The sequence below is a fragment of the Nonomuraea sp. NPDC050691 genome (assembly GCF_040654455.1).
GTDB lineage: Bacteria > Actinomycetota > Actinomycetes > Streptosporangiales > Streptosporangiaceae > Nonomuraea.
The window spans coordinates 1-25927 of record NZ_JBFAIA010000074.1 but is presented as its reverse complement, the minus strand read 5'-3'; the positions used below and the strand labels follow the sequence as shown (position 1 = coordinate 25927).

25 protein-coding genes are annotated in these 25927 nt (G+C 72.3%); 14 read left to right on the top strand and 11 right to left on the bottom strand.

Annotation, left to right across the window (positions count from 1 at the left end; genetic code table 11):
* The first annotated feature begins 94 nt into the window (after positions 1-94).
* Positions 95-1426, top strand: coding sequence for a hypothetical protein (locus AB0H81_RS24870; protein ID WP_358378961.1), 1332 nt, complete (start codon positions 95-97; stop codon positions 1424-1426).
* 79 nt (positions 1427-1505) lie between these two features.
* On the opposite strand, the gene AB0H81_RS24865 is transcribed toward AB0H81_RS24870, so the two are convergent.
* On the bottom strand, positions 1506-2129 hold the full coding sequence (locus AB0H81_RS24865) for an ATP-dependent Clp protease proteolytic subunit (RefSeq protein WP_358378986.1): 624 nt from the start codon (positions 2127-2129) through the stop codon (positions 1506-1508).
* Positions 2126-2686, bottom strand: a complete 561-nt coding sequence (locus AB0H81_RS24860; protein WP_358378958.1) for an ATP-dependent Clp protease proteolytic subunit — start codon at positions 2684-2686, stop codon at positions 2126-2128. Before AB0H81_RS24860 ends, AB0H81_RS24865 begins: the two co-directional genes overlap by 4 nt.
* A gap of 136 nt (positions 2687-2822) precedes the next feature.
* On the opposite strand from AB0H81_RS24860, the gene AB0H81_RS24855 reads away from it, so the two are divergent.
* Positions 2823-4082: a histidine kinase gene (locus AB0H81_RS24855; RefSeq protein ID WP_358378956.1), complete on the top strand. Its 1260-nt coding sequence runs from the start codon at positions 2823-2825 to the stop codon at positions 4080-4082.
* Complete coding sequence (locus tag AB0H81_RS24850) at positions 4079-4729, top strand: response regulator transcription factor (protein ID WP_358378953.1); 651 nt, start codon at positions 4079-4081, stop codon at positions 4727-4729. Before AB0H81_RS24855 ends, AB0H81_RS24850 begins: the two co-directional genes overlap by 4 nt.
* Before the next feature lie 26 nt (positions 4730-4755).
* Here the strand turns inward: AB0H81_RS24850 and AB0H81_RS24845 are convergent, their stop codons facing one another.
* Both AB0H81_RS24845 and AB0H81_RS24840 read right to left on the bottom strand, forming a co-directional pair.
* On the bottom strand, positions 4756-5613 hold the full coding sequence (locus AB0H81_RS24845; RefSeq protein ID WP_358378950.1) for a DUF2268 domain-containing putative Zn-dependent protease: 858 nt from the start codon (positions 5611-5613) through the stop codon (positions 4756-4758).
* Positions 5614-5660: 47 nt separating this feature from the next.
* Positions 5661-6434, bottom strand: a complete 774-nt coding sequence (locus AB0H81_RS24840; RefSeq protein WP_358378948.1) for a hypothetical protein — start codon at positions 6432-6434, stop codon at positions 5661-5663.
* Between the two features lie 56 nt (positions 6435-6490).
* Here AB0H81_RS24840 and AB0H81_RS24835 point away from each other — a divergent pair, with 56 nt between their 5' ends.
* The 7 genes from AB0H81_RS24835 (at position 6491) to AB0H81_RS24805 (ending at position 12903) form a co-directional block, all read left to right on the top strand.
* A complete protein-coding gene (locus AB0H81_RS24835; protein ID WP_358378945.1) occupies positions 6491-7492 on the top strand; it encodes an AAA family ATPase in 1002 nt (333 codons plus the stop codon).
* Entirely contained in the window at positions 7489-8418 is a 930-nt protein-coding gene (locus tag AB0H81_RS24830; protein WP_358378942.1) for a DUF58 domain-containing protein, read from the top strand. The genes AB0H81_RS24835 and AB0H81_RS24830 overlap by 4 nt, the downstream gene beginning before the upstream one ends.
* Positions 8415-9362 carry a VWA domain-containing protein gene (locus tag AB0H81_RS24825; RefSeq protein ID WP_358378940.1) on the top strand — a complete coding sequence of 316 codons (948 nt, stop codon included), beginning with the start codon at positions 8415-8417 and terminating at the stop codon, positions 9360-9362. Before AB0H81_RS24830 ends, AB0H81_RS24825 begins: the two co-directional genes overlap by 4 nt.
* Before the next feature lie 11 nt (positions 9363-9373).
* Positions 9374-9964, top strand: coding sequence for a methyltransferase (locus AB0H81_RS24820; RefSeq protein ID WP_358378937.1), 591 nt, complete (start codon positions 9374-9376; stop codon positions 9962-9964).
* Positions 9961-10512, top strand: coding sequence for a TrmH family RNA methyltransferase (locus AB0H81_RS24815; RefSeq protein WP_358378934.1), 552 nt, complete (start codon positions 9961-9963; stop codon positions 10510-10512). The genes AB0H81_RS24820 and AB0H81_RS24815 overlap by 4 nt, the downstream gene beginning before the upstream one ends.
* Positions 10513-10587: 75 nt before the next feature.
* Complete coding sequence (locus tag AB0H81_RS24810) at positions 10588-11388, top strand: glycerophosphodiester phosphodiesterase (RefSeq protein ID WP_358378931.1); 801 nt, start codon at positions 10588-10590, stop codon at positions 11386-11388.
* Positions 11389-11457: 69 nt separating this feature from the next.
* Positions 11458-12903, top strand: coding sequence for an MFS transporter (locus AB0H81_RS24805; protein ID WP_358378928.1), 1446 nt, complete (start codon positions 11458-11460; stop codon positions 12901-12903).
* Positions 12904-12975: 72 nt separating this feature from the next.
* Here AB0H81_RS24805 and AB0H81_RS24800 read toward each other — a convergent pair whose 3' ends face one another.
* The gene (locus tag AB0H81_RS24800) at positions 12976-13476 is read right to left on the bottom strand and encodes a winged helix-turn-helix transcriptional regulator (RefSeq protein ID WP_358378926.1); all 501 of its coding nucleotides are present in this window, start codon (positions 13474-13476) and stop codon (positions 12976-12978) included.
* Between the two features lie 33 nt (positions 13477-13509).
* Between AB0H81_RS24800 and AB0H81_RS24795 the strand changes: the two genes are divergently transcribed.
* A complete protein-coding gene (locus AB0H81_RS24795; protein ID WP_358378923.1) occupies positions 13510-14010 on the top strand; it encodes a nuclear transport factor 2 family protein in 501 nt (166 codons plus the stop codon).
* Positions 14011-14276: 266 nt separating this feature from the next.
* On the opposite strand, the gene AB0H81_RS24790 is transcribed toward AB0H81_RS24795, so the two are convergent.
* Entirely contained in the window at positions 14277-15176 is a 900-nt protein-coding gene (locus AB0H81_RS24790) for an alpha/beta hydrolase (protein ID WP_358378921.1), read from the bottom strand.
* A gap of 149 nt (positions 15177-15325) precedes the next feature.
* Here AB0H81_RS24790 and AB0H81_RS24785 point away from each other — a divergent pair, with 149 nt between their 5' ends.
* Together AB0H81_RS24785 and AB0H81_RS24780 are read left to right on the top strand one after the other, a co-directional pair.
* Entirely contained in the window at positions 15326-15661 is a 336-nt protein-coding gene (locus AB0H81_RS24785; RefSeq protein ID WP_358378919.1) for a helix-turn-helix domain-containing protein, read from the top strand.
* Between the two features lie 364 nt (positions 15662-16025).
* A complete protein-coding gene (locus AB0H81_RS24780; protein WP_175589473.1) occupies positions 16026-16370 on the top strand; it encodes an RNA polymerase-binding protein RbpA in 345 nt (114 codons plus the stop codon).
* A 153-nt stretch (positions 16371-16523) separates the two neighbouring features.
* Here AB0H81_RS24780 and AB0H81_RS24775 read toward each other — a convergent pair whose 3' ends face one another.
* From AB0H81_RS24775 to AB0H81_RS24755, 5 genes are all read right to left on the bottom strand, one after another.
* Positions 16524-17774, bottom strand: coding sequence for a DUF5685 family protein (locus AB0H81_RS24775; protein WP_358378916.1), 1251 nt, complete (start codon positions 17772-17774; stop codon positions 16524-16526).
* 1112 nt (positions 17775-18886) lie between these two features.
* A complete protein-coding gene (locus AB0H81_RS24770) occupies positions 18887-19390 on the bottom strand; it encodes an FxsA family protein (RefSeq protein ID WP_358378914.1) in 504 nt (167 codons plus the stop codon).
* Positions 19391-19460: 70 nt separating this feature from the next.
* Positions 19461-20204: a polyprenol monophosphomannose synthase gene (locus AB0H81_RS24765; protein ID WP_358378911.1), complete on the bottom strand. Its 744-nt coding sequence runs from the start codon at positions 20202-20204 to the stop codon at positions 19461-19463.
* A 2-nt stretch (positions 20205-20206) separates the two neighbouring features.
* A complete protein-coding gene (gene lnt, locus AB0H81_RS24760; RefSeq protein ID WP_358378908.1) occupies positions 20207-21736 on the bottom strand; it encodes an apolipoprotein N-acyltransferase in 1530 nt (509 codons plus the stop codon).
* A 966-nt stretch (positions 21737-22702) separates the two neighbouring features.
* A complete protein-coding gene (locus tag AB0H81_RS24755) occupies positions 22703-25156 on the bottom strand; it encodes an AAA family ATPase (protein WP_358378905.1) in 2454 nt (817 codons plus the stop codon).
* A 78-nt stretch (positions 25157-25234) separates the two neighbouring features.
* On the opposite strand from AB0H81_RS24755, the gene AB0H81_RS24750 reads away from it, so the two are divergent.
* On the top strand, positions 25235-25927 hold a 693-nt coding region (locus AB0H81_RS24750; protein ID WP_358378903.1), incomplete at its 3' end, for an ROK family transcriptional regulator.

Here is a 25927-nt window from a genome sequence, read left to right as displayed (position 1 = left end):
CCGCCCCCCAGCCGCACAAGAAGCGAGAAGGAGGTGACCCGCAGCCCGCAGCCTGCCTTCGCTCCGCCCACCCCCAACGGAGAGGACACCCCCCTTGTCCACGTTGATGGCGAGAATCGCCGCCCTTCTCCTGCTCATCGCCGCCCCCCTGACCGCCGCCACCGCCGCGTACGCCGACCCGGTGGACGACTCCAAGTACGGCACCCCGCTCGTCCCCGTGTCGGGCGCCGGCGTCATCTGGCACCCGACGACCGGCCTGAGCACGCTCAAGGCCCAGCCGGGCCTGACGCAGGTGGACTTCGCCGACGTCATGGGCAGCGTCAACCACCCCATGCGCGCCTGCGACGCCACCGAGAAGGCGGGCCTGCCGGTCAAGCCCGCCGCCACGGTGAGCTGGTGCTGGGACACCGGCGACGCCGACACCGAGACCTGGATCCCGCAGAGCGTCACCACCTCCGGCGACGCCGACGACGACGGCGCCTGGGGACCGTACAAGGTCATCCTCGGCGGCTGGAACCACTGCAACGCCGCCGAGTGCGGCAGCAGCCCCCGCAACAACGACGCCAGGGTCGCCTTCATCGACTACACGGACCCGGCGGCGCCGAAGTACCGCTGGGTCTACCTGGTCGCCCCCACCGACGGCACCAGCAACGCGAACGTCACGAGCTACGCCAACAACACCTTCGGCCCGGCCAAGGCGCACATCGGCGGCATGGCGTGGTACGGCGACAAGCTGTACGTCAGTGCCACCGGCGCCAACTCGACGGGCATCCGGGTGTTCAGCATGGACGAGATCCTCCAGGTCAACGACGCGAGCTCGGCCATCGGCAAGACCGCGTCCGGCTACGCGGCCTACGGCTACCAGTACGTGATGCCGGAGGTCGGCTTCTACAGCTACGCCAGCGGCACCTGCACGATGAGCACCGACTCGGGCGTGCCCTGCTTCGCGTCGATCTCGCTGGACCGCAGCACCGTGCCGGACACGCTGACCGCCGTCGAGTACTTCAGCACCCCCACCCTCCACGGCCGCGTCTACCGCTACAACCTGGGCGGCTCCGGCTTCCTGCTCGCCGGCGACTCGCGGGGCTACACCCCGGCCGCGCAGTCGTACCGCACCCAGGTGGGCAACATGCAGGGCGTCCTGTCGTGGAACGGCACGTGGTACGTCTCGCACAGCTGGCCGGACGAGCGGGGCGAGCTGTGGGCCCTGAACACCTCCACCGGGCGCTCCCACACCTGCTCCAACCCCTACAGCTCGCCGTACGAGTGCTGGTCGATGCATCCGGAGTCGCTGTCGTACAACTACGCCACCGGCATGGTCTGGTCGCTCACCGAGTGGACCAGAAACCAGTGCGCCACCGAGATGCCCGCCCCGCAGAGCTGCGGGCGCGCCATCTTCGCCTTCCCCCGCACCGACCTCCCCTAGCCGGGGAGGTCCGGGTCCCGACAAGCCCGGCCCCGGGTGGAGAGTGCCCCCCAGTTCTCCACCCGGGCCGTACCCGTGGTCAGCGGCTCGGGGACAGGGTGCGCTTGCGGGAGGCGAAGACGTCGTCCACCAGCCCGTACGTGCGCGCCTGCTCGGCCGTGAAGATGCGGTCGCGCTCCAGGTCACGCCGGATGTCCAGCACCGGGCGGCCCGTGTGCCGGGCCAGGATCTCCTCCTGCTGGTCGCGCATGCGCAGGATCTCGCGGGCGTGGATCTCCAGGTCGCTCGACTGGCCGCGCGCGCCCTCGGTCGCCGGCTGGTGCAGCAGCACCCGGGCGTGGGGCAGGGCGGCCCGCTTGCCCGGAGTGCCCGCCGCCAGCAGCACCGCCGCCGCCGACGCGGCCTCGCCGATGCAGACCGTCTGGATCTCGGGCCGGACGAACTGCATCGTGTCGTAGATGGCCGCCATCGAGGTGAACGACCCGCCCGGCGAGTTGATGTAGAGGTTGATGTCGCGGTCGGGGTCGAGCGACTCCAGGGTCAGCAGCTGCGCCATGACGTCGTTGGCGGAGGTGTCGTCGATGGGGGTGCCGAGGAAGATGATGCGGTCCTCGAAGAGCTTGGCGTAGGGGTTGGTCTCCTGCACGCCGTACGAGGTGCGCTCGGTGAAGGAGGGCAGCACGTAGCGTCCGCTCACGGTCAGTTCATCCCTTCGGCGATGTGGTCGACGAACCCGTACTCCAGGGCCTCCTGGGCGGTGAACCAGCGGTCGCGGTCGGAGTCGGCCTGGATGCGCTCCAGCGGCTGGCCCGTGTGGTGGGCGATCATCTCGGCCAAGCGGCGCTTGGTGTGGAGCATGTTCTCGGCCTGGATCTGGATGTCGGCCGCCGTGCCGCCGATGCCGCCGAGCGGCTGGTGCATGACGACGCGGGCGTTGGGCAGGGCGTAGCGCTTGCCCTTGGCGCCGGCGCACAGCAGGAGCTGGCCCATGGAGGCGGCGAAGCCCATGGCGACCGTCGCGACGTCGCACGGCACGAACTGCATCATGTCGTACAGGGCCATCCCGGCGGTCACGGAGCCACCCGGCGAATTGATGTAAAGGGTTATGTCGCGTTTCGGGTCCTCGGCCGCCAGCAAAAGGAGCTCCCCACAGAGCCGATTGCAAATGTCGTCGTCGACCTCCTGGCCGAGAACGAGGATGCGTTCTTTCAGAAGACGCTGGCTGAGCTGGTCAGGCCACTGCGTGCGGGTCTCCGTCATGGTTCGCCTTTCTCTCGGACTAATGTCAGACGCTAGACCCGGGGCCGCGCCATTCATCGGGTTTTTCGCTGGCGGCGCATTTCTCTCAGGGCGCATTCCTCCGAGAGCGAATAATCATCGACATATACTCGCGGATGTGAGAAAGAACCTCCCCCGCCGCTGGGCGTGCCTCATCCTCGGCGGCGCCCTGTTGATGCCGTACATGATGGCCGGGGCCCTCGTGGCCGGGCTGGCCGGCGGCGAGAGCGGCGCATTCCTCCTGCCGTTGCAGGTCGGGCTGTACGCCGCCGTGCTGCCGGCGGTCGCGGTCACCGGGCTGTTCCTGCCGGTGCGGGGGCTGGAGGTGAGCGCCGCGCAGGGACTGCTCGGCGCGCGGGTGGAGACGCCGCCCCGCGAGGCGCGCCGCTCGTGGCAGGAGCGGCGGCGCACGGCGACGTGGTTCACGCTGCACCTGGCCGTGGGTGGCGTGGTCAGCGGCTTCACGCTGGCGATCGTGCCGTTCACGGTGTACACGCTCGCGCTGCCGTTCCTCGGTGACTCCGTGATGGTGCTGGGCGCCGAGGCACGGCCGGGCTGGCCGGCGCTGCCGTGGACCCTGGCCGGGATCGTCCTGCTGGGGGCGCTGGTCCTCATGGCGGCGGGGGCGGGCGCGCTGCTGACCCGGCTGGCGCCCGTGCTGCTCGGCCCGACCCCCGGCGAACGGCTGGCGGCGGCCGAGCGGCGGGCGCGGGTGCTGGCCGAGCGCAACCGGCTGGCCCGCGAGCTGCACGACTCGGTGGGCCACGCGCTGAGCGTGGTGACCCTCCAGGCCGCCGCCGCGGGACGGGTGCTCGACCGCGACCCGGAGACGGCGAGGACGGCGCTGGACGCGATCGAGCAGTCGGCGCGCGCGGCCCTGGAGGACCTCGACCACGCGCTCGGGGTCCTGCGCGCAGGCGACCCGCCGGCCGGACCCGCGGAACGCGGCGGCTGGGCGACCCTGGACGATCTGGACGCGCTCGTCGCCGCCTCGGGGGCGCCGGTCGAGCGCGAGGTGGGCGACGTGTCGGCCGTTCCAGGGCCGGTCTCCCGGGAGGCGTACCGGATCGTGCAGGAGGCGCTCACCAACGCCATCAAGCACGGCCGCGCCCCGGTACGGCTGGCGGTGGCCGTGCGGGACGGCGAGCTGCGACTGGAGGTGACCAACCGCACCGCCGCCCCGGCGCCCCGGAACGGGACACGAGGCGGCCGCGGGCTGAAGGGCATGCGCGAGCGCGTACGGCTCCTGGACGGCGACCTGGACGCGGGCCCCGCGACCGGCCCGTCCCCGGACGGCGGATCCGGCAAGGCGAGCGGCCCGCAAGGGGAGGGGTGGTGGCGGGTGAGCGCGCGGCTCCCGCTACGGTCGGCGCCATGACGGTGAGGGTCGTGATCGCCGACGACGAGGACCTGGTGCGCGCCGGCCTGCGCGTCATCCTGTCCTCCGAGCCGGGTGTGGAGGTGGTCGGCGAGGCGGCCGACGGTGCCGAGGTCCTGCCCGTGGTGCGCCGCGAACGCCCCGACGTGGTGCTCATGGACGTGCGGATGCCGGCCGTGGACGGCATCCAGGCCACCCGGCGGCTGGTGGCGCTGGACGACCCGCCGAAGGTGCTCGTCGTCACGACGTTCGAGAACGACGATTACGTCTACGACGCGCTGCGGGCCGGGGCCGACGGGTTCCTGCTCAAGCGGACCCGGCCCGACGAGCTGCTGCGCGCGGTGAAGCTCGTCGCGGCCGGCGACACGCTGCTGTTCCCGGCGGCGATCCGGGCGCTGGCCGCCCGCCGGCCGCCCGGCCCGGACGTGCCGGGCATCGACCGGCTGACGGGCCGGGAGGGTGACGTGCTGCGGCTGATGGCCCGGGGCCTGTCCAACGGCGAGATCGCGGCCGAGCTGGTCGTGGGCCAGGAGACGGTCAAGACCCACGTCGGCAACGTGCTGGCCAAGCTCGGCGCCCGCGACCGCACGCAGGCCGTCATCGCCGCGTACGAGTCCGGCTTCGTCTCCCCGGCCGACCACGGCTGACCCCGCCGCTGCCACCGCCGCACAGGTCACGTGGCCGAGCTCTCCAGGATGCGGGCGGCGGGCAGCACGGTGCTCTCGGTCGCCGTCATGCCGGTCGCCGCCAGGTGCGCGTCCACCAGCCGCAGCCCCACCGCGTACCCGGCCATGTCGGGGATGCCGCGCGGCTCTCCGCCGAAGTTGCGTATCGCGGTGTCGCCCAGCACGTACGCGGGGGTGTTCCGCATCCCGGCCAGGCCGATGTCCGTCATGATCAGCTCGTGGGCCCGGTCGAGCTCGGCCCCGGTGACCTTCGACGACCACGGCCCCATCGCCTCCGGCCCCGACAGCTCCCGCACGAACGCCTCGGCCAGGCCCTCGGCGACGACGTGCTCGCCGACGGTCACGGTGGCCGGGTTCCACTCCACGTTGGTGAAGCGGACGCTGTGGTGGAACTCGTGGACCGCGCAGTGGGCGATCCGCCCGACGGTGTCGTCCGTGGGCCAGGCCAGCAGGTACAACCAGCCGGGTGAGCCCGCCATGCCGTAGTAGCCGCCGGTCACGTTCATGAGGTAGTCGTCGCCGGGGTTGCCGAGCACCAGCATGACCTGCAGCCGGTCCGGCTGCCGGGCGCCCGCGAGCCTTTCGGAGGCGCGGTGGAGCTCGCGCTCGACCTGCCCGAGCACGTCCTCCTCGATCATGCGGCGGACCGCCGGCAGGTAGCGGGGGTCGTCGGCGTCGACCCGGAAGCCGGCGCCGCGGTGGTGGATGTCGATGATGTCGCCCGGCATGGGGATGGCGTCCCGGATCGGGGCCAGCACCTCGCGCAGCGCGCCGGGGCGGCGCTCCAGCGGCTGCTCCAGCAGCTCGGCGATGGGGGTGAGGGTGTCGTGAACGATGAACTCCATGCCGCCGGACGCTAAGGGCTGCCGTGACGTGAGGCTCAAGCCGGTTTTCAGAGCTGCTGGTCCTGGCCCTGTTCCTCACCCGGAGAGGGACCCGGCGAACCCTGGCCGCTCTCGCTCGGCGACGGCGTCGGCGAGGGCGCGGGCCGCTGCGGCTCGGGCGAGGCCGGGACGGGCGGCGGCGTCGGCTCGAAGTTGGTGGGCGGCAGCGGACGGGGCAGCGGATCGCCCTCAGACCTGCCGAACAGCAGCAGCAGGGCGATCGTCGTCAGCAGTGCCACCAGCACGGCCAGCGCCAGGGCGGCCATGAGGACCCGCCGGCGGGTCTCGGTGAGCGGGGCCGGCCGCGGCGGGGGGCCGGGCAGCGCGGGATCGCGGTCCGTCAGCCAGTACGGCACGAAGTCGGGACCGTGCGCGGGCCCGATGAAGGTGCCCCCGACCATCACCGGCCCGAGGAACCACTCCGCCCCCGGCCGGCCCGGCAGGTACGGCACGGCCACCCATGGCGCCTGCCCGGTCTCCATGGCCAGCACCTCGGGCGCGCCCTCCAGCACGGCGGCCCGCGACCGGGAGGCCCTGATGAGCCAGCTGCGCACGCCGCCGCCCCGCGCCGACGCCTCCCGCATCGTGGTCACGAAGCGCTCACGCGCCGCCGCGTCCAGGGCGGCCCCGTGGGTCAGCACGGCCAGGGACACCGCGCGGCCGTCGGCGCCCTGCCCGAGGTACACGAAACCGGCCGGGGCCTGGTGCAGGCGCGCCTGCACGACGAACGGCCCCAGCCGCGGGGGATCGCCATACTGCAGCGGACTTGCCACGTTTGCCATGAAAGCACAGACGTGGCGTGATGCACGTTCGCGGGACGTTTGGTGGAATGGGCGTCATGAGCGTCGCCGAAGAGTTGCCAGGCGGGACGGACGCGGGCGTGCTGCGTCAGGCCCTCGACGAGGTCCGGCGGGTCATCGTCGGGCAGGAGCACATGGTCGAGAGGCTGGTCGTGGCCCTGCTCGCGCGCGGGCACTGCCTGCTGGAAGGGGTTCCCGGCGTCGCCAAGACCCTGGCCGCCTCCACCCTGGCCACCGTGGTGGGCGGCACGTTCGCCCGCATCCAGTTCACCCCCGACCTGGTGCCGAGCGACATCGTCGGCACCCGCGTGTTCCACCCGTCCAACGAGAAGTTCGACGTCGAGCTGGGCCCGGTGTTCGTCAACTTCCTGCTGGCCGACGAGATCAACCGGGCCCCGGCCAAGGTGCAGTCGGCGCTGCTGGAGGTGATGGCCGAGCGGCAGGTGACGCTGGCCGGCGTCACCCATCCGCTGCCCCGGCCGTTCATCGTGCTGGCCACGCAGAACCCGATCGAGTCCGAGGGCGTCTACCCGCTGCCGGAGGTGCAGCGCGACCGGTTCCTGTTCCGGGTGCGGGTGCCGCACCCGAGCGCCCACGAGGAGCTGGAGATCCTGCACCGCATGAGCGTCACCCCGCCCACGCCGGCGCGGGTGCTGGAGCCGGAGCGGCTGCTCGCCCTGCAGGGCGCGGCCGAGGCGGTCTCGGTCCACCAGCTCGTCGCCGACTACGTGGTGCGGCTGGTCATGGCCACCCGCTCGCCCGCCGAGTACGGCCTGGCCGACCTGACCGAGACCATCGAGATCGGGGTGAGCCCGCGCGCCACCCTCGGGCTGGTGGCCGCCGGCCGCGCCCTGGCGCTGCTGCGGGGCCGCGACTACCTGCTGCCCGACGACGTGCGCGACGTGGCCGTGGACGTGATGGCGCACCGGCTGATGCTGACGTTCGACGCGCTGGCCGACGGGGTGGACCCCGAGCAGGTGGTCAGGCAGATCCTGCACGCCGTACCCCCGCCCCTCGTCGTCTGGAACCAGAACCGGTGAACACAGCCGAGCAGGCGCTGCGGCGCCTCGAGCTGGTGGTGACCCGCAGGCTCGACGGCCTGCTGCACGGCGCCCATCTGGGGCTGCTGCCCGGCACGGGCAGCGAGGCCGGCGACAGCCGGGTCTACGTGCCCGGCGAGGACGACGTGCGGCGCATGGACTGGGCGGTGACCGCGCGCACGACGGTGCCGCACGTGCGCGACCTGATCGCCGACCGCGAGCTGGAGACGTGGGCGCTGGCCGACCTGTCGCCGAGCATGGACTTCGGCACGGCCGACACCGACAAGCGTGACCTGGTGGTGTCGGCGATCGGCGCGCTCGGGTTCCTGTCCAGCCGCATGGGCGACCGGTTCGGCGCGCTCGTCCTGCACGACGAGTACGTCCACCGCATGCCGGCCCGCACCGGCCGGCCCGCCCTGTACGGGCTGCTGCACTCGCTGATGGACGCCCCGCGCGGCCGGCCCGTGCCCGACGCGCCGGACCTGGCGGAGGGCATCGAGGTGCTGGCGGCCACCCGCAGGCGGCGCGGCATGCGGGTGGTGGTGTCCGACTTCCTCGACGCCCACCCGGATCTGGACCCGGCCGAGCGGCCCTGGGAGCGGCCCATCCGCCGTCTGGCGGCCCGCCACCAGGTGCTCGCGGTCGAGGTGATCGACCCGCGTGAGCTGGAGCTGCCCGACGTGGGCCGGGTCGCGTTCGCCGACCCCGAGACCGGGAACGTACGCGAAGTGCATCTTTCACCCAAAATCCGGCGTGCGTATGCCGAGGCGGCGGCGGCGCAACGTGAGGGCACCCGGGCGGCGCTGCGCCGCGCCGGCGTCGCCCACCTCGTGCTGCGCACCGACCGCGACTGGGTGTTCGACGTGGCGCAGTTCGTGCTGCGCCAGCGCCGCATGAGCCACCTCGCGCACCGGAGATCCTCATGACCTTCCTGTCTCCCGCGTGGCTGTGGCTGTTCGCGCTGCTCGTGCTGCTCGCCGCCGGTTACGTCGTCGCGCAGTTCGCCCGCCGCCGCTACACCGTGCGCTTCACCAACCTCGCGCTGCTCGACCTCGTCGCGCCCGCCGGGCCGGGCTGGCGCCGGCACGTCGCGCCGGCGCTGTTCCTGCTGATGATGGCGCTGCTGGTGATCGGCGCGGCCAAGCCCGCCGACCAGGTGCGGGTGCCGCGCGACCGCGCCACCATCATGATCGCGCTGGACGTGTCGCTGTCGATGGACGCCAACGACGTCCGGCCCAACCGGATCAGCGCGGCCAAGAGCGCGGCGCAGGCGTTCGTCAAGGAGCTGCCCGACCGGTTCAACGTGGGCGTGGTGTCCTTCGCCCGCTCCGCGAACGTCGTCATCTCCCCCACCACCGACCACCAGGCCGTGATGACCGCCATCGGCAACCTGTCCACGCGGCCGGGCACGGCCATCGGCGAGGCGGTCTTCAACGCGCTCGACTCGGTCCGCTCGTTCGACCAGGAGGCGGTCACCGACCCGCCGCCGTCCGCGATCGTGCTGCTGTCCGACGGCGACAACACCTCCGGCCGCTCGGTCCCCGAGGCCATCGAAGCCGCCAAGCAGGCCCGCGTCCCCGTCTCCACGATCGCGTACGGCACGCAGGAGGGCACGGTCTCCATCGACGGCCGCCCGGTCAACGTGCCCGTGAACAAGCAGACCCTGCAGTCGCTCTCCGAGGGCACCAGCGGCCGGGCCTACGCGGCCGAGTCCGGCAGCGAGCTGCGCGACGTCTACGAGCAGATCGGCACGTCGCTCGGGTTCAAGCTGGTGAACCAGGAGATCACGCAGTGGTTCATCGTGGCGGCGATCGTGGCCGGGGTGCTGGTGGCGGGCGCCGCCGTCCTGTTCGGCGCGCGGATCCCGTAACGTTCAGGCACGTGGCCCACTACTTCTCCGAACAGCCGGGAGCCGCCAGCAGGCCGGGCACCGTCGATCTGGTGCTGCCCGACCTGCATCTGCGGCTGGAGACCGACCGGGGCGTGTTCTCGCCCGAGCGGGTCGACCTCGGCACGCGCGTCCTGCTGGAGACCGTTCCGCCCCCGCCGCGGGAAGGCGACCTGCTCGACCTCGGATGCGGCTACGGCCCGATCGCGCTGACCATGGCCTCGCGCGCCCCGGAGGCGACGGTGTGGGCCGTCGACGTCAACCGGCGCAGCGTCGAGCTCACGGAGCGCAACGCCCGCGCCGCGGGCCTCGGCGGGGTGCGGGCCGTGCACGCCGACGAGCTGCCGGACGAGGTGACCTTCCAGGCCATCTGGTCCAACCCGGCCATCCGCATCGGCAAACCGGCCCTGCACGCGATGCTCACCAGGTGGCTGTCGCGCCTGGCGCCCGGCGGCGTCGCCTACCTGGTCGTCCAGAAACACCTCGGCTCCGACTCCCTGCAGCGCTGGCTCGGCGAGCAGGGCTGGCAGGCCTCGCGCGAGGCCTCCCGGGCCGCCTACCGCATTCTGAAAGTGGAAGCATGAGAAGGCAGCTACGTCCCACCGACGTCAAACGGCTCAACCGCGCCTGGCGGCGTCAGACGGCCAACCGGCTCTCCCTGATCCTCGAGTCGGTCACCGGCCCGTTCAACGTGGGCTCGATCTTCCGGACGGCCGCCGCGTTCGGCGCCGACCAGATCTGGCTGGCCGGCAACGCCACTCCGCCGACCAACCCCAAGGCCGGCAAGACGGCGCTCGGCACCGAACGGCTGATCACCTGGCACGAGGCGATGCCCGTCGCCGACGCCGTCAAGGCCGCCCGCGACGACGGCTACACGGTGCTCGCGATCGAGCTGACCGCCGGGGCCGTGCCGCTGCACCAGGCCGACCTCGGCCGCGACGTGTGCCTGGTGGTCGGCAGCGAGGACCACGGCTGCTCCCCCGCCCTCCTCGACGCCGTGGACGGCGTCTGCTACATCCCGCAGGTCGGCCGGGTCGGGTCGGTCAACGTCGCCGTGGCCGCCGCCATCGCGCTGGCCGAGGCGCGCCGCCAGGAGTGGCAGAATCTGGCTGAGTCACCTGAGTCTCCCTGACTTTGGGGGATGCTCGCTGATTCGTAACCGTCGTCCGCATCCACATCGGCATCCACGGAAGGCATACTTCAGGACGTGCTCAGCCGTCGCTTCGCCTTTCTCGACCATCCGGGCCCGCTCGCCTTCGCCCATCGCGGGGGCGCGGCCGAGGGCGCGGAGAACTCCGCCGCGGCCTTCGAGCGGGCGGTCCGGCTGGGCTACACGTACCTGGAGACCGACGCGCGGGCCACGGCCGACGGCGTGCTGCTGGCCTTCCACGACCCGACGCTCGACCGGGTCACCGACCGGCGGGGCCGCCTGGCCGAGCTGCCGTACCGCGAGGCCGCCCGGGCCAGGATCGGCGGCGAGCACGAGATCCCGCTGCTGGAGGACCTCCTCGGCACCTGGCCGGAGGCCCGCTTCAACATCGACGTGAAGGAGGCCGGCGCCATCGCGCCGCTGGCCGACGCGATCAGGCGCACCGGCGCCTACGAGCGGATCTGCCTGACCTCCTTCTCCGACGAGCGGCTGCTGATGGCCCGGGCCGCGCTCGGCCGCGAGGTCTGCTCGGCGCTCGGCCCGCGCGGCGTGGCCGCGCTGCGCGCCGCCGCCTCGACCTCCGGCTACGGCCGCCTGCTGAGCCGCCTGTCGCGCGCGGGCGTGCCCTGCGCGCAGGTGCCGGTGGGCTTCCGCGGGCTGCGGGTCACCACGAGCCGCCTGGTCCGCACGGCGCACGCCATCGGCATGCAGGTGCACGTGTGGACCGTCAACGACCGCGCCCGCATGGATCACCTGCTCGACCTCGGGGTCGACGGCCTCATGACGGACGACATCACCGGCCTGCGCGACGTGCTCGACCGTCGCGGCCAGTGGCATCCCGGCCGCATGGCGGCCTGAGCAGTGGCCGCCACGGCGGTCGTGGCCTCACCGGCAACCTGGACAGCGTCCTAGGAGCGACTCGACACCATGCCCGTACCCGCACCCCCCGCGGTTCCCGACGACCCCACCGCCGACTCCCCGGCCGCGCGCAGGCGCGAGCAGCGCGGCTGGTACGTCTACGACTGGGCCAACTCCGCCTTCTACACCACGATCATCTCGGTGTTCCTCGGCCCGTACCTGATCCCCGTGGCCCGCACCGCGGCCTGCGCCAAGGACTTCCCGGCGGTCGCGGCCGAGACGTGCGCGCGCGACTTCGACAAGCTGGCCGCCGCCAACCCCGGCCTCGGATACGTGGACGTGCTCGGCGCCGACGTGCGGCCCGCGGCGTTCTTCGGCCTCACGCTGACCATCGCGGTGTTCCTGCAGATCGTCTTCCTGCCGATCGTGGGGGCGCTGGCCGACCACACCGGCCGCAAGCGGGAGATGCTCGGCGCGTTCGCCTACGTCGGCGCCCTGGCCACCATGGGCCTGTACTTCGTCGAGGGCGACCGCTACCTGCTCGGCGGCGTCCTGTTCATCCTCGCCAACCTGGCCTACGGCTCGTCGGTCGTCGTCTACGACTCGTTCCTGCCGCAGATCTCCACGCCCGACGAGCGCGACGCGGTGTCCTCGCGCGGCTGGGCGATCGGTTACCTCGGCGGCGGCCTGCTGCTGGCCCTCAACCTGGTGCTCTACCTCCAGCACGAGAGCCTGGGCCTCAGCGAGGGCATGTCGGTGCGGATCAGCATGATGTCGGCCGGGCTGTGGTGGGCGACATTCACGATCGTGCCGCTGCTGCGGCTGCGCAACCGGCCGGTGCCCGTCCACGAGGGCACGGCGCTGCGCTCGGTGGCGGGCAGCTTCCGCCAGCTCGGCCGCACCCTGTCCGAGCTGCGGCGTTACCCGCTGACCCTGCTGTTCCTGGTGGCGTACCTCGTCTACAACGACGGCATCCAGACCGTCATCGGCAACAGCGCGGCCTTCGCCTCCGAGGCGCTGAAGCTGAGCAAGACCGTGCAGATCAGCGCGATCCTCATGGTGCAGTTCGTGGCGTTCTTCGGCGCGCTGCTGATGGGCCTGCTGGCCCGCCGTTACGGCACCAAGCGGACCGTGCTGGCCGGCCTGGTGCTCTGGACGGTGATCGTCGTCGCCGCGCTGTTCGTCCAGGAGGGGCAGGCGACGCAGTTCTATCTCATGGCGCTGGCCATCGCGATCGTGCTCGGCGGCACCCAGGCGCTGTCGCGGTCGCTGTTCTCCCAGGTGATCCCCAAGGGGCGGGAGGCGGAGTACTTCAGCCTGCTCCAGATCAGCGACAAGGGCTCGGCGTTCATCGGCGCGCTGACGGTGACGATCGCGCTGCAGCTCACCAACAGCTACCGGATGGCCATGGTCTCCATGATCATCTTCTTTGTGGTGGGGTTCGTGCTGCTGGCCCTGGTCAACCTGCCCAAGGCCATCCGGGACGCGGGCAACGAGGTGCCCCAGCAGGTCTGACCTCCCGCGCAGCGGGCCTGGCGGGCCGCGTACCGGCTTGACGGGCCGCGTACCGGCTGGTTGGCTCGTGGGTCAGCGGGAGGCTCGGCCGGGCGCGCGGCCGGCCGACAGGACCATCGTGCCGGGCCCCTGGGCCGCGCCGGGCCCGGCCACGGCGGTGATCGTGTCGGCGGTCGCCTCGCCGCCACAGTGGGGGCAGGTCACGACCGGGGTGAACCGCGCGCCGCAGGAGTGGACGAGCAGCGCGGGCGGGCCGCCGGGCGGCGTGGCCCAGCGGTCGCCCCAGGCCATCAGCGTGATCAGCGCGGGCACGACGTCACGGCCCGCCTCGGTCAGCTCGTACGTGTAGCGGACCGGCCGTTCCTGGTACGGCCGGCGCTCGACCACGCCCGCCGCCACCAGGTGCTCCAGCCTTTGGGCCAGCAGGTTGCGCGAGACGCCGAGGTCGTCGGCCAGCTCGTCGAATCTGCGCAGCCCGAGGAAGAGGTCGCGCAGGATCAGCGGGGTCCACGAATCGCCGAGCACACCGACGGCCTGGGCGATGGAGCAGTGCATCTCACCGAACCTGTTCACGGCACCAGTCTAGTGGGTTGATAAAGTGAACCCATGTCAGTTCACCTTCAGGACTCACCTGCAAGGGCCTACCGCGAGGCGGGCGAGGCCAAGGACGCCGACGCGATCACGGCCACCCTGTCACCCCGGGTCACCTTCCACTCCCCGCTCACCGACTCCGCAACCATCGAGGGGCGCGAACAGGTGAGGGAGCTGTTCGCCGCCGTCCTGGGAGTGCTCGCCGACCTGCGCTACCACACCGACGTGGGCGACGAGCGGACCCGCATGATCGCGGCCACCGCCCGCGTGGGCTCCCAGCGGATCGAGGAGTCGGCGCTGCTCCGGCTGGACGAGCAGGGCCTCATCGAGGACATCACGCTGTGGATCCGGCCGCTGCCCGGCCTCACGGCCCTCATGGCCGCCCTGGGGCCCCGGCTCGCGCGGGCCGGCGGCAAGCCCGGCCTGGCAGTCCTGGCGGCGGCGGCCACCCAGCCGCTGGCGGCGATGACCCGCTTCGGCGACCGTACGCTGGTCCCCCTGCTGAACCGCCCCTGACGAGCCCGCCGTCGCGGCGCGGCGTCGAGCCGCGGATTGGCCTCGCCCGTCCAGCCGGTCCGGACTCGAAGCGCAGGAGTGGGCCTCTCCCCCGGCAGGCGCGCCCGGCGAGGCCGCCGTCAACCCTGGCAGGTCAGGCGCAGAGCGTGGACAGCCTCATCGAGGTGCGAGAGTTCCGCGACATCCCCCGCGACTCGGACGATCGATGTGCTCACCTTGCGCTTCGATGCCGGTGTGGGGGCGCACGGGAACCGTCATCCGAGCGTTCAGATCTTCTTGTCGAGGAAGCCGAGCACGAGTTCGTTGTAGCGGCCGGGCTTCTCGGCCGGGACGATGTGCCCGGCCCCTTCGACGAAGGCCGCCTCGGAGGCCTTGTTGCTCTCGGCGAGGGCGGCGCCGATGGCGGCCAGGGTCTGCTGGTCCATGACGACGCTCTTGTCCTCGGTGCCGTGCAGGTACAGGGTCGGCTGGCTCGGCAGGCTGCCCCAGAGGCGGCCGTGTTCGGCCGCCCATTCCGGCGTGCCCATCTGCTTGGGGCCGAAGTTGGTCCGGTAGAGGTCCAGGGCCGCCCGGAGCCGGGCGGGGTCGCCCAGGGCCTTGCGCATCCCCTCGATCTCCTCGGTGGCGTCGAAACCGGGGGCGGTCCACTTGTCCTGCAGGCCCTGGCGCAGCCACGCCATGTCGTCGGCGGCCAGGACCTCGGTGGCCATGTCCATCTGGATGAACCAGAAGTGGTTGAGGTTCTCGATGCCCTCGAAGGTGCCGGCGTACGTGGCGAAGAACGACAGCGGCGGGACATCGCTGACCACCAGCCGCGACCACCGCTCGGGGGTCGTGGCGGCGGCGGACCAGGCCATGCCCGCGCCCCAGTCATGCCCCACCAGGACCGCGTCGCCGGTGCCGCCCAGCTCCTGGTGCAGGGCATTGACGTCGTCAACGAGATCGCTGAGCAGCATGCTGCCGTCCGCCGGAAGCGCGGTGGGGGCGAACCCTCGCATGTTGGGGGCGACGGCCCGGTAGCCCGCTGCCGCGAGAGCTGGCATGAGGTGGCGGTAGGTGACGTCTCCGGACTCGGGGAAGCCGTGCAGCAGCAGAGCCAGCGGCCCCTCCCCCTCCTCCGCGTAGGAGAAGTCGATGCCGTTGGCGGTGATGCGCCCGTGGTTCACAGTGGTCTCCGTGCTTGTGAGTGATCAGTGACGCCGCAGGATGGGCCCCTCCGGCGGCGTCACTGATCCTGGTTCTCTTGCAGCACTTTCGACAAGTACCTACTATTTGTTCAGGTACCTGCCTTTTCTTCAGTATGGGAGGGCGCAGGGTGAAGAAGCGCAGCTACTCGTGCGGGCTCGACGCCGCCGTGGACGTGGTGGGCGGCAAGTGGAAGGCGCTGATCCTGTGGGGACTGCACGACGGTCCCCGGCGCTTCGGCGAGCTGCGCAGGGCCGTGCCGGGCATCAGCGAGAAGTCGCTGATCATCCAGCTCCGCGAGATGGAGCACTGCGGCCTGGTGAACCGCGAGGTGTACCACCAGGTTCCGCCGAGGGTGGAGTACTCCCTGACCGACTTGGGGCAGTCGCTCAACCAAGCCCTCATCCCCCTGGGCGAATGGGGCGAGAAGAACATGAAGATCATCGAAGCGATCCCTGCGGCCTGAGGGGTGTCCGTCATCCTCGAACCGCTTGTGCTCGCCTGTTCGTGGACGAAGCGCTGAGAACATGACGGGGCCGGGCCCGCGGTAGCGCATCCCGCAAGGTCACGTCGGGGCCGAGCGCGAGCATCGGGCGCAGTGCATTGCTCGCCGGCGAGGGTTTCTTCACCGGCGACCCGCTCCCCGGGCCATGCGTCACACGTGGGAAAACCCCGGCCTCATAGGAGTTGTCGCGCCTCTGGAGGGAACTCCTGAGTGCCTGGGCGATTGGATCACGCCACGGGTGGGAATCCCATCACGGTATCAAGCGTTAGACACCGTGGGAGACAGACCCCCCGCGCAATGGGGGCCCTGTAGGAGGCATTCAGACATGGGCGAGCGAGCACTTCGTGGCACCCGGCTCGGGGCAACCAGCTACGAGAACGACCGTAACACGGATCTGGCCCCACGCCAGGAGGTGTCTTACACCTGTCCGAAGGGGCATCTCTTCGAGGTACCGCTCGCCGCCGAGGCTGAGATCCCCGCGACGTGGGAGTGCCGCATGTGCGGCGCCACCGCGACGCGGGTGGACGGCGAGCAGCCCGAGTCGAAGAAGACCAAGCCGCCGCGGACACACTGGGACATGCTGCTGGAGCGGCGATCCATCGAGGACCTGGAGGAGGTGCTCAACGAGAGGCTGGCCGTCCTGCGCGCCCAGCGTCGCAAGAGCGCCTGAACTCCATCTTCACGGTGTGAGGCCCCCGGGCACCCGCCCGGGGGCACCTTGTTGAACGCCGGTCTCAGGTGACTGAGACCGGCGTTCAGCATGCCGCCGGTCAGCGCCCGACATGGCGGAGGCCCGGGGTTCGGCATGTCCTCTGAGCGGCGTTCAGTTGCCGCAGGAGCAGTCGCATCCGTCACAGCAGTCGCAGCAGTCGCAGGAGCACTGGCAGCAGTCGCAGCAGCCCTCGCAACCGTCGCAGCTGTCACGCAGGTAGCAGCGCTCGTCCCAGGAAGCAGCCTTGTGCTCGCTCCACTCGGGCCGCCATAATCCGCACGTCAAGACCGTGCCCACGACGGCCGCCGTCCGCAGGGGCCAGGCGGGCCGCCGCCGGGACGCCGTCTCATGCCCGCCGAAGGCGCGAGCCACCGCCCGCCGAACCTCCGTACCGAGGAGCACCTCCACGAGGTGCCGCTCCTCCAGCTCCAGGTCGCGTACGGCGAGCGCGATGCCGTGCGCCGCGTCGTCGCAGAGCCGCCGCGCCTCGTCACGGCCGGTGCCCGTGGCGGTCAGCGGGTTGAACGCGCCCCGCGCCGCGTCCTCCTCCTGATCCTCGGCGGCGTCAAGAAGGTGGGCGAGGCGGCCGAACAACGTCCCGATCTCAGCCAGCGCCGCGGTGTTCCCGGGGCGGCCGGCGAGCACGGCCGTGTGCGCGAACGCCGCCGCGACCGCCTCCTCCGTGGGCCGGGTCAGGTCCAGCAACGCGACCCCCCGCAGCCCCGCACCCGTTCTCTCGCCCCCGACCGGCTCCCCTGACGCCGCCCTCTTGTCCGCGTCCAGCCTCGCGCACATCCCTCCCCCGCCCGCGACCGACCCCCCGGACACCGCACCCCCGGCTGCTGGGGCCGCCTCATGCCGCTTCCGGTCGAGCAGGGCCGTAGCGGCGCGGCGCTCCAGCTCGAGCTGCCGGTCGGCCGTCGCCGCCAGCGTCGCGGTGTCGAATCCCACCTCCGCCCCGAGCCGTGCCCCGGCCGTCTCCCAGCGGGTCGCCAGCACGCGACCCGCGGCAGCCGTCGCCGGGGCCGCGTCGCCGTCGGCGGCGTGGTCGCGGAGCCGGCCGGCGGCCAGCACGAGCGACACTGAGGCGGCGAGCCGGGCCCCTGACGCCCGGTGGTCCACGACGTCGGCCCAGCGGAGCCCGCGCAGCGCGCACGGGCCCGCGGTGCGGTGCGGTGAGGCGGACGGGAGCTGGGCCTCGGTGAGCACCGAGATGATCAGGGTGTCGTAGTTGGTGGCCAGCCGGGCGGCCTGACCCTGCCCGTCCCTCAGCGTGAGGCAGAGGCCGCACAGGTGGGCGCGCCACGCGTCGCGCACGCTCGCGCAGGCATGCGTGACGCATGGGCGGATGATTCCGAACACACAACCTCGCCGGTATTGGAACGATCTATGCGATTGATCGGAGGATCGTACTCCGAAATCGGCTCGGGATGATACGCCCGGCCTTTCCCTGCGCCTTGAGGGTGGCCATGTGGGTGAGGGAACCCCTGACACCCCACCCGCCCCTGTAGGGTCTCGCTCCGCTCGGACCGTTCTCCCTTGGGGGCGCTTCGCGCCGCGGAGCTCAGGCGTTGCTCCCAGTCGGGCCACAGGCCCGACCCCTCTTCAATGATGCAGTGATCAGTGGAACCGGATGAGGTATGCGGGCCACGCGAATAGGCCTCAGTGATGCCGATGACGTCGCAGAGAAGTTCGTTCCGCCCGGGCGCACCTCAAAGCGGTGCTATTTTTCCCCCGCCGGATCATGTTCTCGCCGGGTCGATGTGACCGCTTTCCCAAAATCTCTGGACGAGATCCGACGGCCAGGACCATGCTTGAGGGGGAGATTACGGCGCACCACAGGGAGATGATCTCCCATGAACGGAAAGCGGCATATCGCGGTGGTCGGCCCGTTGATCGCCTCAGGACTGGTCTTCGGAACACCGGCGGACGCGAACACGTCGCCGACCAGCCGGCCCGCTGTCCCAGCATTGTCCACGGCCTCGCGGCAGGCGACCGCCGGGTTGCAGCCGGACTGCTGGCACAAAGACCCGGAGAAGCGAGAGAGGTGCAAGAAACGGCATGCAATCAAGAAGCTGAAGGAAAGGATGAAGAAACAGGGGAAGAAATGGATGGGGCCTCCGAGTGGCTGCTTCAAGGGATGGCACACGCCTGAATGCAGGGACAAACGGGAGCGAAAGAAGCAGGAGTGGAAGCGGAACAAACTCAGAATGCCCGATTGGCGACCGCCGGAGGACCGGCAACCGCAGTACCCGCATCCGCCGCCATACGTCGATCCCGGGCAGGTCCCGCCAGGACACTAGGCCCTGACCAATTGACCACGGGCGTGGTCAACAGCGGGGGCTGATCAAGAGGAGAGACCTCGGGTGTTGGCGCAGGCGCCGCGTCTGCAGCAACGCGGAGGCCTCGCATCCCCCCGTAACGAAGGCGAGGGTGCGCCTGCACCGCCTCGCTTGGCTGGACCGGCAGGCCGGCTACGCCTCGCGGTCCTCGCGCAGGACCTCGCCGTGGACCACCTTGCCGCCACGCGCGGAGCCACCGTCGGCCGCGGAGTCGGACGCTCCCGGGAACGCCTCGGGGAACAGCTGCGCGTACGGGGAGGCGGCGGCCATGCGCTTGACCCGGCGGTCGAAGAACCACGCGCCGAGGCGGCGCATCAGCGGCCGGGTGAACGGCAGCACGCACAGGAACCCTGCGATGTCGGTGAAGAAGCCGGGCGTCAGCAGCAGCGCGCCGCCCACCAGGACGAGCGCGCCGTCGGCCAGCTCACGGTCGGGCATGCGCCCGGACCCCAGAGCCTCCTGCAGCGCCCGCCAGGCGCGCCGGCCCTCGCGGCGTACCAGCCAGGCGCCGAGCAGGCTGTCGGCGATCAGCAGGGCCACGGTCGGCCAGCCGCCGATGACCGAGCCGACCTGGATGAGCAGCCAGATCTCCAGGACGGGGACGACCAGGAAGGCCAGGAACAGCAGGAGCCGCATCGTTTTCCTCGATTTCAGCACACGCGCGTACGGAAGGAACAACGACCGGCGGGGCCGCCGCGTTCCGCGATCAGGTGCGTCTCCTGGCGAAGCGGGCCGGCAGTCCCGTGAAACCCCAGACGGCGATGCGCCAGAACGCCTCGGTCATGACGCGCCGGCTCATCTTGCTGGTGCCGACGGTCCGCTCGACGAACGTGATCGGCACCTCGACCACCCGCAGCCCGTGCCGCGCGGTGCGGAGGGTGAGGTCGACCTGGAAGCAGTAGCCCTGCGACTCGACGTCGGCCAGGCCGATCTTCTCGAGCGTCTCGGCCCGGTAGGCGCGAAAGCCCGCGGTCGCGTCGCGGACCCCGAGGCCCAGCATGATCCGGGTGTAGATGTTGGCGCCGCGCGAGAGCAGCTCGCGGGAGGCGGGCCAGTTGACCACCTCGCCGCCGGGCACCCAGCGTGAGCCGATGGCCAGGTCGGCGCCGCCGGCCAGCGCCTCCAGCAGCTTGGGCAGCTCCTCCGGCTGGTGGGAGCCGTCGGCGTCCATCTCGACCAGCACGTTGAAGCCCTCGCCGAGCCCCCAGCGGAACGCGTCGATGTAGGCGGCGCCGAGCCCCTCCTTGCCGGCCCGGTGCAGGACGTGGACGTGGTCGTCCCCGGCCGCGAGCGCGTCGGCGACCTCCCCGGTGCCGTCGGGGCTGTTGTCGTCGACCACCAGCAGGTGGGCCTCCGGCAGGGCCGCCCGCGCCCGCTCGACGATCATCGGGACGTTGCCGCGCTCGTTGTAGGTCGGCACGATGACGAGCACTCGGCCAAGAGTCTCCATGATCAGCCCTTCCCCGTCCGGTCGCCTTGCCGCCTGCCGCGCCACACGGCGACGCCCACGGCCGCCACGCCCATCAGCGCGAGCGCCCACTCGGGCAGCGCGCCGACCCGCGTGGCGATCGTCTCCCGGGTGCGCACGGGCACCGTCACCACGTTCATGTCCGCGACGAGCTCGCGGGTTCGCCAGGAGACCTTACCGTCAGGCGTGACGTACGCGGAGATCCCCGTGGTCGCGGCGGTCACGACCGCGCGGTTGTGCTCCACCGCCCGGATCTGGGACATGGCGAGCTGCTGCGGCGGCAGGTTGGACAGCGCGTAGGAGGCGTTGTTGGTCTGCACCACGATCGGGCTCGCCCCGGTGCGCACGGTGCCGCGGACCGTGCCGTCGTAGGCCACCTCGTAGCAGTTGACCGCGCCGACCGTCACGGGCCCCATCTTCAGGTCGCCCGGCTTGGTGCCCGGCACCGACTGCCGGCCGACCAGGCTCGCCCGCTCCCACAGCGCGAGCACGAGGTTCTTGAACGGGGTGTACTCCCCGAAGGGCACCAGGTTCTGCTTGTCGTAGTAGGCGCCGGGCCCGGTGACCGGGTCCCAGACGAGGCTGCGGGTGGCGCGTTCGGTGTCGCCGATGGCCACGACCGCGCCGACCAGGGTGGGCACGCCCACGGCCTTGACGGAGGCGTCGATGGTCGCGCGGGCGAACGCGTCGCGGTACGGGTCGATGTCGGTGGAGTTCTCCGGCAGGACCACGATGTCGGGCCGGGGCAGCCTGCCCGCCTGGACGGCCGCGGCCAGGCGCTCGGTCTCGGCGGAGTGGTTCTTCAGCACGACGGCCGGCTCGTCGCCCAGCGCGTACATGCCGCGGCCGGGCACATTGCCCTGCACGATGCCGATGTTGACGGTGCGGCCCTCGTCGCCGGGGCGCGGCACGGCGAGGGTGAGCGCGGGCACCGCCACCGCGAGCGCGACCGGCGCCAGCTTCCGCGCCACGCCGCCACGCGGCGCCCGGGCCGCCGAGCGGCTGGTGTACGCCGGGAGGGCGTAGGTCACCAGGGCGTGGGCCAGCAGGGCGCCGGACAGCACGACGGCGAACGACACGAGCGGGGCGCCGCCGAGCGCCGCGAAGCCGGTGTAGGCCGACTCGCCCTGGCTGAAGGCCAGCCGCGCCCAGGGGAAGCCGCCGATGGGCACCAGCCCGCGGGCCCACTCCATGGCCACCCACAGCCCGGCGAACCACAGGGGCCACAGCCGCAGCCGGAACACCGGCGCCGCCAGGGCGGCCATCGCGGCGTAGAACAGGCTCTCGACGGCCACGAGCATCGTCCACACGTCGTCGCCGATGGTGCGCACCCAGGAGAGGGCGGGCACGAGGAAGACGGCGGCGGCCAGGTAGCCGAGCCATGCGGCGCGCCGGGGGCGCGTGCCGTACAGGGAGGCCACGACGAGCGCGATGCCGAGGGGCGCGGTGACCCACCAGCCGATCGGCGGGAAGGCGAGGTACAGCAGGACCCCGCCCGCGACGGCGGCGACCACCCGGGCCAGCAGCGTCCGTACGGGCTCACGCGCGGGCCTCTCCGGCCCGGCGGCCCTCCCGGCGAGGTCGGCAGGGGGCGGGGCGCTCCCGGGCGGCTCAGCGGCCGTCTCGGGCCCCGCAGGGCCGTCGGCGCCCGCCCGACCGGTCGGGAGGGCGTCGGACGCGGTGCCCGCACGATCGCGTGAGAGGGGGTCGGACGCGGTGCCCGCACGGTCGGGTGAGACGGCGCCGGGGGCGGTGCCGGGGGCGGTGCCGGGGGGTGGGGCGGTGGGACGGGGGCGTGGGGAATCGCCGCCGGTGGGCGGTAGGCCCGTCCTTTCCTGTACCACTCCGCCTGCTCCCCTTCCGCCGCGGGCGGTCCCCGCGGAGCCCCGCTGGTGCCCGGGGCGAAACGCGTTCTTGCCGAAACGGTACCGCTCCTGGGCGACCGTACGGTCGCGAGGCGCGTCCTCCTCCGAGAATAGGGGTCCCAGGCAGGGGGAACGCCCCCGGCGCCGGGGCGCGGCGACGGGCGGGCGGGGGGCGGATCGCGATGGCGTGGCTGGGAGCGGCTGGGTGATCCCCGGTCAGACGGAGCCGTGGGACCACCCGGCGCTGATGGCGATCCTGCGCACGAGAGCGGGAAGAGGGCCCGGAAACCCTTCGGACCGGACCCGTCTCGTCGGCGGCGAGCGCGGAATTCCGTTGTCTACTGGGCTACCGGGCCCGTCCCGGGTCCAACCCCCCGCCCGGCTGGGGTGCCCCGACTCGACGGACCGACGGCCCTGCACCTGGCTGTGTGGACGGAGTCACGCTCCGTCACGGACGCAGGATCCGACGATGTCAGAGACGGCCAACCGGCCAAGTCCCGTGCTGGACTGCGCAGCAAACTACCGACTCCACCTCAGATGTCAACCGTGTCCCGATCAGCGGGAACATCAAGTTTTCGCAGGTAGGACATGCTTGGCCTGCCGCCCCCAAGCACCCTAAACACCGTTTGTCGGCAGATTTCCCCGCCTCGTGAGGCCCGCCAGCGGCTCCGGCAGCGGCTCCTCGTGGACGACGCCCAGCCGGCGCGTGGCCCGGGTCAGCGCGACGTACAGGTCGTTGAGCCCGCGCGGCGACTGGGAGACGATGCGGCCGGGCTCGGCCACGATCACCGAGTCGAACTCCAGCCCCTTGGCCTCCGCGACGCCCATGACGGCCACGGGCGCGTCGAGGGCCGCCGCTCCCCCGCTCCGGCCGGAGCCGGGCGCGACCACGACGGTGCCGTCCACGGCCCGGGACACGGCCTCGCCGACGTCGGACAGCAGCGCGTCGGGCGCCACGACGGCGACCTTGCCGCCCTCGCCTGCCTCCGCCTTGACCAGCTCGGGCAGCTCGACGAGCGGCGCCGCCCACGGCCGCGAACCGGTCTCGCGCACCGAGGCGGGCGCCTCCAGCGACGGGTCGATGGCGGCCAGCACGCGGGCGGCGACCTCCATGAGCTCCACCGGGGTGCGGTAGTTCACGGTGAGCCGCTCCTGGCGCCACCGCCCGGCCACGTACGGGTCGAGCACCTCGCCCCAGGTGTGGGCGCCGGCCGCGGAGCCGGTCTGCGCGACGTCGCCGACGATGGTCATCGACCGGGTGGGGACGCGCCGCATGACGGCCCGCCACGCCATCGGCGACAGCTCCTGCGCCTCGTCCACGATGACATGACCGTAGGCCCAGGCGCGGTCGGCGGAGGCGCGCTCGGCCGTGGTGAGGTAGGGGCCCTCGCCGCGCTGGCGTTCGGCCAGCCGCTCGGCCTCCATGACGTCGGACAGGCCGGTCAGCTCCAGCACCTCGCGCGCGTAGGCGAGCTCCGCCTCACGCTCGTGCTCCTCGGCCTGGCGGGCGGCGGCCAGCTCCTCCTCGGCCTGCAGCGCGGTGGCGCGCAGCACCTGCTCGTCGATCTCGCCGAGCAGCTCGGCGGCCTCGTCCAGCAGCGGCACGTCCGACTCGGTCCAGGGCGCGCCGCCGTCGCGGCGCAGCAGCGCGCGTTCCTCCGGCGTGAGCGCGGCGGCGGCGTGGCCGAGCCGTTCGGGCGAGCCGTACAGGCCGAGCAGCAGCCGCTGCGGGGTGAGGTACGGCCACAGCCGGTTGAGCGCGGACTTGACCGCGGGCTCGGTGCGCAGCTCCTCGCGCAGGTCGGCCAGTTCGTCCTCCTCGATGAGGCCCTTGCCGAGCTTGCGGGCGGCCTGCCGGGCGAGGGCGTTGAGCAGCGAGCGGACGAAGACGGCGCGGGCCTGGTTGTGCGGGCGGCGCGAGCGGGTGGCCTTGTTGCGGGCCGCGTCCAGCATGGCGCGATCGACGGTGAGGGCGTGTCGGCCGAGGTCCAGCTCGATCGGCTTGCGCGGCACCCGCTGCCGGTCGCGGACGGCGCGGGCGATCACCTCGGCCATCCGCGCGTCGCCCTTGACCGCGGCCACCTCGGGCCGTTCGCGGGCGGTGGCGGTCAGGCCGGGGTAGAGCTCGCCGACCGTGGACAGCAGCACGTCGTTCTCGCCGAGGGAGGGCAGCACCTGCTCGATGTAGCGCAGGAACGTCGGGTTGGGCCCGAGGACCAGGACCCCGCGCCGCTCCAGCCGCTCGCGGTGGGTGTAGAGGAGGTAGGCGGCGCGGTGGAGGGCGACGACGGTCTTGCCGGTGCCGGGGCCGCCCTGGACGACGAGGACGCCGTTGAGGTCGGAGCGGATGACACGGTCCTGCTCGGCCTGGATGGTGGCGACGATGTCGCGCATGCGGCCGGTGCGGCTCTCGTCGAGCGCGGCGAGCAGCGCGGCCTCGCCGTTGAGGGTCGCGCGGTCGTCGTCGCTCAGCGCGTCGAGGTCGAGCAGGTCGTCGTCGACGCCGACGACGACGCGGCCCTTGGTCTGCAGGTGCCGGCGGCGGGTGAGGCCCATCGGCGCGGCCGGGGTGGCGCGGTAGAACGGCTGCGCGACGGGGGCGCGCCAGTCGATGAGCAGCCGCTCCTGCTCGTCGTCCGAGATGCCGAGCTTGCCGATGTAGAGGCGGCCCTCCTCGACGTGGTCGAGGCGGCCGAAGACCAGGCCCCGCTCGACCGCCCACAGCCGGGCCAGCCGGGAGGCGTACATGCCGGCGAAGGTGTCGCGTTCGGAGCGGTTCTGCATCGTTCCCACGGCGCCCGCGGCCAGCACCTCCTTCAGCTGACGCTGGGTGCGGTCGCGCAGCGTGTCGAGCCGCGCGTAGAGGCGGGCGACGTACTCCTGCTCCCTGGCAAGCTCCGTTTGACGGGTTGCCGCCAGACCATTATTGTTGTTAATGGGACACTCCGGGCCATTCTGCTTGTTGTTGCGACAAACGACGACACTAGCATGCCCGTCGAGGCACTCCCATCCTTCCGCGTCATCCCCGTCTCCGGGTACGGTCACGGCTTGGTGTCGGCTCTTGACCACGGCCCCGCCCACTCCTTACGTTCGCGTTGAGTTAGGAAAGTTTCCTAACTTCGATGCGACGGAGCCCAAGGAGCACATGTGAGCGGTCCGGTCCCCGGGACTCCGAGCCTGCTGCGCGCGATCAACGACCGCGCCGCCCTGCGGGTCCTCCTCGACCGGGGGCCGCTCACCCGCCCCGAGATCGGCACCCTGACCGGGCTGTCCAAGCCGACCGCCTCCCAGCTCCTCGCCCGCCTCCAGGAGGCCGGTCTGGTCGTGCTGGACGGCGTCCGCGAGGGCCTGCCGGGCCGTACGGCGGAGGTCTACCGGATCAACCCCGCCGCCGCGTACGTGGGCGCGCTGGACGTCACCCCGGACCGCATCGAGGCCCGCGTCGCCGACATCACGGGCGCCGTCGTCGGCGAGCACACGCTGCCCACACCGCGCCGCCCCGGCGGCGAACTGGTCGAGCGGCTGCACGCGGCGCTGGAGGGCGCGCGCCCGCCGGACCGGCTGCGCCAGGTGGTCATCGGCGTGCAGGCCGCCCTCGACCCGTCCACGGGCGGCCTGGGGTACGCCACGGCCAAGGACATGCCCGGCTGGCAGATCCCCGGCCTCGTGCCGGCGCTGTCGGAGGGGCTCGGCGTGCCCGTCGCCGTGGAGAACAACGTCAACCTCGCCGCCCTGGCCGAGCAGGCCCACGGCGCCGCCCGCGGCCATCCGGACTTCGTGCTGCTGTGGGCCGACGAGGGCATCGGCGCGGCCGTGGTGCTCGGCGGGCGGATGCACCGC